The 9,596-nt window shown below is 43.5% G+C and carries 9 protein-coding genes, 2 riboswitches and 1 other annotated feature; of the genes, 7 read left to right on the top strand and 2 right to left on the bottom strand.

The genetic code is table 11. The features are described from left to right. Positions 1 to 74 precede the first annotated feature (74 nt). Positions 75 to 305, top strand: a binding site (T-box leader). Positions 306 to 383: 78 nt separating this feature from the next. The 4 genes from RDS42_RS08585 (at position 384) to RDS42_RS08600 (ending at position 4,957) form a co-directional block, all read left to right on the top strand. After that, complete coding sequence (locus RDS42_RS08585) at positions 384 to 1,415, top strand: bile acid:sodium symporter family protein (RefSeq protein ID WP_308783301.1); 1,032 nt, start codon at positions 384 to 386, stop codon at positions 1,413 to 1,415. Between the two features lie 143 nt (positions 1,416 to 1,558). Continuing rightward, a riboswitch (glycine riboswitch) is annotated at positions 1,559 to 1,633 on the top strand. Between the two features lie 9 nt (positions 1,634 to 1,642). Beyond that, positions 1,643 to 1,741, top strand: a riboswitch (glycine riboswitch). A 61-nt stretch (positions 1,742 to 1,802) separates the two neighbouring features. Then, complete coding sequence (locus RDS42_RS08590) at positions 1,803 to 3,221, top strand: sodium:alanine symporter family protein (protein WP_308783293.1); 1,419 nt, start codon at positions 1,803 to 1,805, stop codon at positions 3,219 to 3,221. A gap of 190 nt (positions 3,222 to 3,411) precedes the next feature. After that, positions 3,412 to 4,113: a DNA alkylation repair protein gene (locus RDS42_RS08595; protein ID WP_308783294.1), complete on the top strand. Its 702-nt coding sequence runs from the start codon at positions 3,412 to 3,414 to the stop codon at positions 4,111 to 4,113. Positions 4,114 to 4,126: 13 nt separating this feature from the next. Next, entirely contained in the window at positions 4,127 to 4,957 is an 831-nt protein-coding gene (locus RDS42_RS08600; RefSeq protein ID WP_308783295.1) for an RNA methyltransferase, read from the top strand. 104 nt (positions 4,958 to 5,061) lie between these two features. Here the strand turns inward: RDS42_RS08600 and RDS42_RS08605 are convergent, their stop codons facing one another. Further along, positions 5,062 to 5,934: a phosphoribosylaminoimidazolesuccinocarboxamide synthase gene (locus RDS42_RS08605; RefSeq protein ID WP_308783296.1), complete on the bottom strand. Its 873-nt coding sequence runs from the start codon at positions 5,932 to 5,934 to the stop codon at positions 5,062 to 5,064. Positions 5,935 to 6,180: 246 nt separating this feature from the next. On the opposite strand from RDS42_RS08605, the gene RDS42_RS08610 reads away from it, so the two are divergent. From RDS42_RS08610 to RDS42_RS08620, 3 genes are all read left to right on the top strand, one after another. Continuing rightward, entirely contained in the window at positions 6,181 to 6,945 is a 765-nt protein-coding gene (locus tag RDS42_RS08610) for a 4Fe-4S binding protein (protein WP_308783297.1), read from the top strand. Positions 6,946 to 6,972: 27 nt separating this feature from the next. Beyond that, positions 6,973 to 7,704 (top strand): TraX family protein, encoded by a 732-nt coding sequence (locus tag RDS42_RS08615; RefSeq protein ID WP_308783298.1) that lies wholly within the window; start codon positions 6,973 to 6,975, stop codon positions 7,702 to 7,704. A gap of 97 nt (positions 7,705 to 7,801) precedes the next feature. Beyond that, complete coding sequence (locus tag RDS42_RS08620; protein WP_308783299.1) at positions 7,802 to 8,560, top strand: MerR family transcriptional regulator; 759 nt, start codon at positions 7,802 to 7,804, stop codon at positions 8,558 to 8,560. Between the two features lie 61 nt (positions 8,561 to 8,621). Here the strand turns inward: RDS42_RS08620 and RDS42_RS08625 are convergent, their stop codons facing one another. Further along, positions 8,622 to 9,500, bottom strand: a complete 879-nt coding sequence (locus RDS42_RS08625; RefSeq protein ID WP_308783300.1) for an aldose 1-epimerase family protein — start codon at positions 9,498 to 9,500, stop codon at positions 8,622 to 8,624. Positions 9,501 to 9,596: the final 96 nt, after the last annotated feature.

Genomic DNA, 9,596 nt, shown 5'->3' on the forward strand with positions numbered 1-9,596 from the left:
AAAATGCTTGACATTTAAAAAAATAGGACTATAATAACTGTTATAAAAAACAACAGATTAATGTGATAAAGCACCAAAATCCAAAGAAGAGAACAACGCCGTATTCCATAAGGTATTTCAGAGAGTCTGCTGCAGGTGTGAAGCAGATATACCGGGAAATCAGGATATCATCTCGAAGGAGCTGACTGAAACTGCAGTAAGTCATGCCGGAATCCCCCGTTACCGGGAAAACGTATGAAGTACGTAAGCGCTGCAGAGAAATTTGCAGAACAAGGGTGGTACCGCGGATTTTATTCGTCCCTTCCGGCATTTGCCGGAGGGGATTTTTTTCAGCCTCTTCCGGAATGCCGAAACAGGTGTTTTCACAGAACGGAGGCGCTATGATGAAAGCATTACAAAAAGCAAGTAAATTTCTGTCGGATTATACCTCAGCAGTGGTAATCGCTATTGCAGTGGTGACTTTTTTTGTTCCTGTAATGATGGGCTGGGTGAATTATCAGCTTTTTACAGATATGGTTGGGAATAAATTTACCAGTCAGTCTCTTATTATTGGAATTATTATGTTCAGTATGGGACTGACTTTGACTACAGAAGATTTCAAAATCCTTGCCCAGAGGCCATTGGATATCTGTATCGGTGCAGCTGCCCAGTATCTGATCATGCCATTTCTGGCATTTGGAATCAGCAAGGTGCTTCATCTGCCGGATGCTATTGCGTTGGGACTGATTCTTGTCGGCTGCTGTCCGGGAGGTGTTTCTTCTAACATTATGTCTTATCTTTGTGGCGGAGATGTGGCATTTTCTGTTGGTATGACAACGGTGTCTACTCTTTTGTCACCGGTAATGACACCACTTCTTGTTTCTTTTCTTGCAAGTGGTACAAGAATCAGCATCAAAGGGCTGCCTATGTTTGTGTCTATCATTGAAACTGTAATTCTTCCTATCGCAGTGGGATTTCTTTTGAATTATCTTCTGGGTAAGAAAAAGACTTTTCAGGATATCCAGAAGATCATGCCGGGAGTGGCAGTCCTTGGACTGGCCTGCGTTGTAGGAGGAGTGATTTCTTCACAGGGAGCAAACTTCTTTACTTCAGGTGTTGTGATCTTTGCAGCGGTTCTTCTTCATAACGGAATGGGGTATCTTCTTGGATATGGAGCAGGAAAGCTGACCGGTATGAATACAGCGAAAAAAAGAACGATTTCCATTGAGGTAGGAATGCAGAATGCCGGACTTGCAACGAATCTGGCAACAACAACTGCTCAGTTTGCCAGTGCGCCGGAATCTGCGATCATTTGTGCAGTATCCTGTGTATGGCATTCTATTTCCGGTACATTGATCGCAGGATTTTTTGCCAGCCTGGACCGGAAAAATGAAAAAGCAGAAGACAAAAAAGAAGCAGTTCCGGCACATAATTGATTTGCAAAACCAGAAGACATAGAACGATGTCGGAGGAGCATTAAGGAATTTACTGGAGAGATTGTATGAGATAAAATACAATCTCTCCATTGACGAATTAGCAATTTAGCGTTATAGTATAGTGCAGTGACAGCAATTACGAGGTGAAGTTTGCAGGAAAGAGACATTTTGTCCGCCGAAGGAGTAAAACTCTCAGGTACCCGTATTTCGGGCAGAAACTGCAAATGGATCGTTTCTCTGGAGACACCTGTTGAAACAGGGGCCGAAGGTGCAAGCGGCGCAGGATGCGTCTTGAATCTCTCAGGCAAAAGGACAGAGTATGCTTCAGGAATGATCTGATTTAATCCCCCATGCTGTAAAACTTTATAAAAAAGGAGATTTTTTACAATGTGGAGCATGATTAATCAATTCTTGGTAGCCGTGGACGATTTTGTATGGGGTGTGCCTCTTATGGTACTCATTATGTCCGGCGGTATTCTTCTTACAGTACGTCTTGGTCTTCTTCAGATCCGGCGTCTTCCCCTTGCATTAAAATGGATGTTCAAAAATGAAAAAGGCGGAAAAGGCGAGATTTCCAGCTTTGCAGCCTTGTGTACAGCTTTAAGCGCGACGATTGGAACAGGAAATATCGTTGGTGTGGCAACAGCTGTATGTACCGGAGGTCCGGGCGCTTTGTTCTGGATGGTGCTGGCAGCGTTTTTTGGTATGGCTACCAAATATGCTGAGGGGCTTCTGGCAGTAAAATACCGTGTGGTAGCTCCGGATGGACACAGCCTTGGCGGACCATTTTATTACATTGAACGCGGAATGGGTGAAAAATGGAAATGGCTGGGAAAGGTATTTGCTTTCTTCGGCGTCTGTGTGGGCCTTTTTGGAATTGGTACCTTCAGTCAGGTTAATGGTATTTCCAGTGCAGTACAGAACTTTTTTGATCCGGAAAAGGCCAATTGTGTAAATATTCCGTTTCTTGGAGAATATTCATGGGCAGTGGTAATATCCTCCCTTATTCTGGCATTTTGTGTAGCGGCCATTCTGATCGGCGGTATCAAGAGAATCGCAACAGTAAGTCAGGTTATTGTGCCTTTTATGGCTGTGATCTATCTGATATTCAGTGTTAGTCTGATTCTTTTCAATATTAAAGCAGTACCGGGAGCAGTTGTTACAGTAGTAAAAGGAGCTTTCCAGCCTTCAGCAGTAACAGGAGGTGTGGTAGGATCTATGGTGGTAGCAATGCAGAAAGGTGTTGCCAGAGGGATCTTTTCCAATGAGGCAGGCCTTGGAAGCGCACCTATCGCAGCAGCCGCTGCACAGACGAAGGAGCCGGTACGTCAGGGTCTGGTAAGTATGACAGGTACTTTTATTGATACTATTGTGATCTGCACACTTACAGGGCTTTCCATTGTACTTACAGGGGCATGGCAGGTAGAAGGAATCGAAGGTGTGCAGGTAACTACCTACGCATTCCAGCACGGACTTCCGATCCCGCCGCAGATTTCTTCCTTTGTACTTATGATCTGTCTGGTTTTCTTTGCATTTACCACGATTCTTGGATGGGACTATTACAGTGAAAGATGTCTGGAATATCTGACAAAGGGAAATAAGAGGACGATTCTTACTTACCGATGGATCTATATTCTTGCAGTATTTATCGGACCATATATGACGGTGAGTGCGGTATGGACTATTGCGGATATTTTTAACGGACTGATGGCCCTTCCGAATATGGTCGCTATGTTTGCACTGAGCGGCATAGTGGTCAAAGAAACAAAAAGCTTTTTTAAAGCGGACAAACATAAAATAAATTAAAACGAAAAATGTGAAAAACAGGTATGGAAGCAGGACAAGACCGTTTCTGCATTTGTACCTGCTTTTTTATTCAGCAGGAAAGCAGTATGGTTTGTACTTGAAATATAAAGATATGTTTCGGCAAGGGTATTGATTCTGCAGGAGAAAATGATAAAATAATGGTATTTCATAAAGAAAAAGGGAGAAAGCTATGGGGAAACACATTACCGAAAGAATAAGAGAAGATCTTTTTTTTATGCAGGATCTTTCTTACAGAGATTTTCATTCCCGACTGATGCCGGATGTAGATAAGGATACTGTAATAGGAGTACGGGTTCCGGAGCTCCGCAAATATGTAAAAGAACTGGCAAAGGATCCTGAGATTCGGGAATTTCTGGATGATCTTCCTCATCAATATTATGAGGAGAATAATGTCCATGGATTTCTGATCCAACAGATAAAGGAGTATGAAAAGTGTGTGGAAGAACTGGAAAAATTCCTTCCATATATAAATAACTGGGCAACCTGTGACATGACGTCGCCCAAGGTGTTTAAAAAGCACAAAGAGAAGCTGCTGGAATCTGTCCGGCGCTGGATCGTGTCAGATCATGTTTATACAGTTCGGTATGGGATTGGAATGCTGATGCAGCATTATCTGGATGAGGATTTCAGGGAAGAATATCCTCGGATGGTATCGGAGATACGGTCGGAAGAGTATTATGTGAATATGATGATCGCCTGGTATTTTGCCACTGCCCTTGCAAAACAATATGAAACAATTCTTCCCTATATAGAAAAGCAGAAACTGGATGTATGGACTCATAACAAGACGATCCAGAAAGCCTGTGAAAGCTATCGGATCACGCCGGAGCAGAAAGCATATCTGCGTACGCTGAGGATCAAAAAGAAATAAGTCAGGAGTAAACATGAACAACTGGATAGAAATTACAGATTTTAATGCCCCGGAGCTGGATGCTTATGCAAGAGTTTCAGAACTGCAGCTTCTGAGATATTATGAACCAAAGCCGGGATTATTTATAGGAGAAAGTCCAAAGGTTATAGAAAGAGCCTTGAATGCGGGCTATGAGCCGGTATCTTTTCTGGTGGAGCACAGAGATCTGAAGGGAGAGGCTTCTGAGCTTTTGAGCAGATTTCCTGAACTCCCGGTTTATACAGCGGAATATGAGGTGCTTACAAAGCTGACAGGATATGCTCTGACAAGAGGGATTCTCTGCCTTATGAAGAGAAAGAGCCTTCCTTCTGTGAAAGAAGTCTGCAAAAATGCCAGACGGATCGCTATACTGGAAAATGTAGTTAATCCAACGAATGTAGGAGCAATTTTCAGGTCAGCGGCAGCTCTTCATATGGATGCGGTACTGCTTACACCGGGCTGCAGCGATCCTTTATACAGAAGGGCTGCAAGAGTTAGCATGGGAACGGTTTTTCAGATTCCTTGGACTTTTTTTGATAAAAAAATATCCTGGCCGGAAAAAGGAATGGAAATTCTTCGGGATCTGGGATTTAAAACTGCGGCGATGGCTCTTTGTGATGATTCTGTGGGAATTGACGCACCGGAACTGCTGGAGGAAGAGAAACTGGCGGTAATCCTTGGAACAGAAGGAGACGGACTTGCAGCACAGACTATTGCAGACTGCGACTATACAGTAAAGATTCCTATGTCCCATGGAGTTGATTCCCTGAATGTGGCAGCGGCAAGTGCAGTTGCTTTCTGGGAACTGGGAAAGGGGAATATCTGAATAACACTGCAGAATCACAGGAAATATTCAGAAACTAAAAAAGAACACGGAAAGGATGTCCGGAAAAGAGCATCCTTCCAGTGTTCTTTTTATGCTGGTGAAATTTATTTCAGATCTTCACCTGTCAGCATTTTGTATGCCTGAAGGTATTTGTCAATGGTCTTGTCCACGATTTCCTGAGGAAGTGTCCAGTCATGGCCTTTATTTTCTTTCAGCCAGTCGCGGGCAAACTGTTTGTCAAAGGAAGGCTGTCCGTGTCCCGCTTCATAGCCGTCAGCAGGCCAGAAACGGGAGCTGTCCGGTGTCAGCATTTCATCGCCGATCACCATGTTTCCATCCTCATCAAGACCAAATTCAAATTTTGTATCTGCAATGATGATTCCCTTGCTCAGTGCATATTCAGCACATTTTTTGTACAGGGCAATGGTGTTGTCACGAAGTTTTTCTGCCAGTTCACGTCCTCTTCCCGGATAGAATTTCTCCAGGTGGTCAATGCTCTGTTCAAAGGAGATATTTTCATCATGATCTCCGATTTCAGCCTTTGTAGATGGTGTGTAGATAGGCTCAGGGAGTTTATCAGATTCTTTCAGTCCCTCTGGCAGTTTGATGCCGCAGACAGTTCCGTTTTCCTGATAGCTTGCCCATCCGCTTCCTGTAATGTAGCCGCGGACAATGCATTCGATAGGAAGCATGTTCAGTTTACGGCACATCATGGATTTTCCGTCATATTTTTCCTGCTGGAAAAATTCCGGCATGTCTTTTACATCTACAGAGATCATATGATTTGGCAAAATATCCTCTGTCATGTCAAACCAGAATTTGGACATCTGTGTCAGTACAGTACCTTTTTTGGTAACTTCGTTGTTCAGGATCACGTCGAAGCAGCTGATGCGGTCAGTAGCAACCATGATCAGGCTGTCGCCGTTGTCGTAGATCTCACGTACCTTACCTTCTTTGATCGGTTTTAAATTCTGCATGTGTTCACACCTCATCATTTGATTTTTTCATTTCACTGTAAAAAGTACACTGTTTAGGGTGCTCTGTCAAGAGCTATTTGGAAACTTGCGCCCAGGTTTTTACAAAAGTACAGAAATAGACAGGATGAAAGATTTGAAAGATACAGGTCGTTAGAGTATACTGTATAGAAAACATGCACAAAAGGAGGAACTACTCAGGGGTATGCCTTCAGGTGCAGATACACACATAATAAGGAGGAAACAGAAATGGCAGTATATGAGATTACATTCAGCCCAACAGGAGGTACGGATAAGGTTACAGATATTCTGATGGAAGGCTATCAGAAAGAAAAGAAGGAAATCAGTCTTCTTTCTGCAGAAGATGATTATGGAAATTATGAATTTCAGAAAGAGGATATTTGTTTTATTTCTATGCCTTCTTATGGAGGAAGGGTTCCTCAGACTGCCGCAGAACGTCTGGTTCAGATGAGAGGAAACGGGGCAAAGACAGTTCTGGTATGTGTATATGGAAACAGGGCTTATGAGGATACGCTTATAGAATTAAAGGATAAGGCAGAAGAAGCAGGCTTTGCCATTTATGGAGCAGTGGCGGCAGTGGCAGAGCATTCGATCATGAGAAAGTTTGCAGCAGGAAGACCGGATGCCAGAGACACCGAAGAACTTCAGGAGTTTGGAAAGAAACTCAGGGAAAAGCTGGAGCAGAAGACAGACCTGGAAGATGTGAAGGTTCCTGGAAATCATCCGTACAAAAAACTTGGAACAATCCCGTTTATTCCTAAACCCGGAAGAGGATGCAATTCCTGTGGATACTGTGCACGGTTTTGTCCGGTAGGTGCCATTGATCCAAAAGATGTGAAGAAAGTAGATGAAAAGAAATGTATTGCCTGTATGCGCTGCATTGCAGTCTGTCCGAAAAATGTACGCAAATTAAATAAAGTGGTACTTCTGGCAGCTGAAACAAAAATGGCAAAGCTTTTTGAGGAAAGAAAAGAAAATGAACTGTTTCTGTAGGGGAGCCGGGAAGAGGAGTATGAAAAGATGACAGAAAGAAAAATGAACCGGGATACCATAAAATATATTGCTATGGCCACGATGCTTTTGAACCACATTTCCATGGTATTTATGAAACCTGGAACCCTTCTTGCAGAGATATTTCTGGATGCAGGCTATTTTACCGCTCCGGTCATGTGCTATTTTCTGGTGGAAGGCTATGGATATACCAGATCTGTAAAAAAATACGGAGAAAGACTGCTTCTTTTTGCGCTGATTTCCCAGATCCCATTTTGTCTGGCATTTACTTCAGAGGGGATTCTTGACTTTGTGGGGATGAACATGCTTTTTACTTTGTTTTTATGTTTTCTGATTATAAAGGCAATGAAAGAAATGACAGATCCTGTAATCAGGACTTTGTGCATTGCAGGGCTGGTATTTGTGTCTATGTTCAGTGACTGGGCGATCCTTGCGCCGGTATTTACTATTCTTTTTGTCCGTGCGGGAAATTCGGAAGATGCAAAGAAAAAAGCATTTATTACAGGAACGTTGATTTTTGGAGGATTTAATTTTCTGGGAGGAATGGGAAGATTTTCCCTTATGACAGATGTGGTCTATATGCTAGGAAGCATGGTGGGACCCGCGCTTGCAGGAATCTGCATTCTTTTTCTGTACAATGGAAAAAGAGCGGAGAAAAATCGAAAGTTTTCCAAATGGTTTTTTTACTGGTTTTATCCGGTACATCTGACAATTTTGGGACTGATTCGTATTTTGGGATAAAAAGGTCTTGACTTTGACGCTGCGTCAACTGCTATGATCTTAATAAGGACGGGAAATCCTTAGAATATTCGCCTGAAAAGGCAGACAGGAGCAAAAGATGGAATATTCAATCCAGGAGTTATCAAAGCTGTCCGGAGTGTCCACCCGCACTTTGAGATGGTACGATCAGATTGGGCTGCTGAAGCCTTCTAGAGTAGCGGAGAGCGGATACCGCTATTATGGAAAGAGGGAAGTAGACCGTCTGCAGGACATTCTTTATTATCGGGCGCTGGGGGTGGAGCTTGCCCGGATCAGGGAATGCCTGGACAATCCCTCCTTTGACCGTCTGGCTGCGCTGAAAGGCCACCTGACCGCTCTGGAGGCAGAAAGGCAGAAGCTGGAAGGTCTGATCCACTCACTGAAGATTACGATCAAAGCAGAAGAAAGGAATGAGATCATGAACGATCAGGAAAAATTTGAAGCGTTTAAGAAACATGCAGTAGAGGAGCATGAAAAATATTATGGAAAAGAGTCCCGGGAAAAATATGGCGATGCTCAGGTAGATAAGATGCAGAACACGGTGATGAACCTCACAAAAGAACAATATCAGGAATGGACGGAGCTGGGACAGAGGATCCAGGGACTGCTGGAAACAGCTGTGACCAGTCAGGCAGATCCAAAAGAGGAAATTGGAAAGGAGATTACAACTCTTCATAAAAGATGGCTTACCCTGACCGGAAACAGCTATGATGTCAGGAAACATAAAGGGATTGCGGAGCTGTATGTGGCGGATGAACGTTTCACAGAATATTATGACAGAAGCATATCCGGATGTGCACAGTTTCTGCGGGATGCAGTTGTGTGCTGGGCAGAGTAAATAAGATTCAGATTTGAAAGGGGCGGTCTGTGGGACCGTCCCCCCCTTTTATTATAGATGCTTATTTCATGGAAATCGTATAAGAACGGAAAAATTCTTCTCCAGCTGCAACCTGATTAATTCCGGGTTTCTGTGACAGTTCTTCTGTGAAGCCGGAGTTATCGCATCGTCCCATCCAGGGTTCCAGGCAGACAAAAGGAGCTCCGGGAGCTCTCCAGATACCAAAATTAGAAAAACCTTTGCAGGTCACTTCCACATATGGGGTACCGTCAGGGAAAGAAATTCCTGCTTTTTCAACCTGTCCGTTATCAAAGATCAGGGTATCATTATCAAAAAGATCAGGAGTGATATGGCAGACTCCATTTTTCAGAGAGAGCCTGTCTGTTTTTTCCGGGATCACAGTTCCGGTGGAAAGATCAAGCATACTTAAAGTCAGTTCTTCCTGACCGTCAAAGGTGAGGAAATACTGCTCCTGCGCAGTATCCGGAAGAACCGGCACACGGAATGCGGGATGTCCTCCGATTGTGAAATAAATAGGTTCGCTGTCCAGATTTTCTACTTTCCAGGAAACCCTGAGATCACGTCCGCAAAGCTCATGGGTAACGGAGAGACGGAAAAGGAAAGGATAGACTTCTCTGGTTTTTTCGGAAGCTTCCAGTATATGGGTGATCGTTGTATCGGAGCTTTCTGTACACAGAAATTCTGCGTCGCGGGCAAATCCGTGCTGTCCTATAGAATAGGATCTGCCGTTGATCCGATACTGGTTTGCATGACAGCGTCCTACATTTGGAAAAAGAATGGGCGCATGGCGTTTCCAGTAGGCAGGATCGGCATCCCAGAGAACCTGACGGTCATTTGTCTTGTCATAAATTTCAGATAATTCTGCGCCCAGATCGTTGATCCGGATGCGGAGTTCTTCATTTTCTAATGTGTGGATCATAAAAAAACCTCCCGTATAAATTTTCTGGTATAGCAGAAAATCAGTATTCGTTATACCAGATTCAGTATAACAGAATATTATAGAAATAACGACAGA

The sequence above is a fragment of the uncultured Blautia sp. genome (genome assembly GCF_902497045.1).
Classification (GTDB): Bacteria; Bacillota; Clostridia; order Lachnospirales; family Lachnospiraceae; genus Blautia_A.

Bases quoted from the DNA above. Each gene is read 5' to 3' on its own strand.
- RDS42_RS08610 (WP_308783297.1), top strand. From the start codon at position 6,181: ATGGCAGTATATGAGATTACATTCAGCCCAACAGGAGGTACGGATAAG.
- RDS42_RS08625 (WP_308783300.1), bottom strand. From the start codon at position 9,500: ATGATCCACACATTAGAAAATGAAGAACTCCGCATCCGGATCAACGAT.
- RDS42_RS08600 (WP_308783295.1), top strand. From the start codon at position 4,127: ATGAACAACTGGATAGAAATTACAGATTTTAATGCCCCGGAGCTGGAT.
- RDS42_RS08595 (WP_308783294.1), top strand. From the start codon at position 3,412: ATGGGGAAACACATTACCGAAAGAATAAGAGAAGATCTTTTTTTTATG.
- RDS42_RS08615 (WP_308783298.1), top strand. From the start codon at position 6,973: ATGACAGAAAGAAAAATGAACCGGGATACCATAAAATATATTGCTATG.
- RDS42_RS08605 (WP_308783296.1), bottom strand. From the start codon at position 5,934: ATGCAGAATTTAAAACCGATCAAAGAAGGTAAGGTACGTGAGATCTAC.
- RDS42_RS08590 (WP_308783293.1), top strand. From the start codon at position 1,803: ATGTGGAGCATGATTAATCAATTCTTGGTAGCCGTGGACGATTTTGTA.
- RDS42_RS08585 (WP_308783301.1), top strand. From the start codon at position 384: ATGAAAGCATTACAAAAAGCAAGTAAATTTCTGTCGGATTATACCTCA.
- RDS42_RS08620 (WP_308783299.1), top strand. From the start codon at position 7,802: ATGGAATATTCAATCCAGGAGTTATCAAAGCTGTCCGGAGTGTCCACC.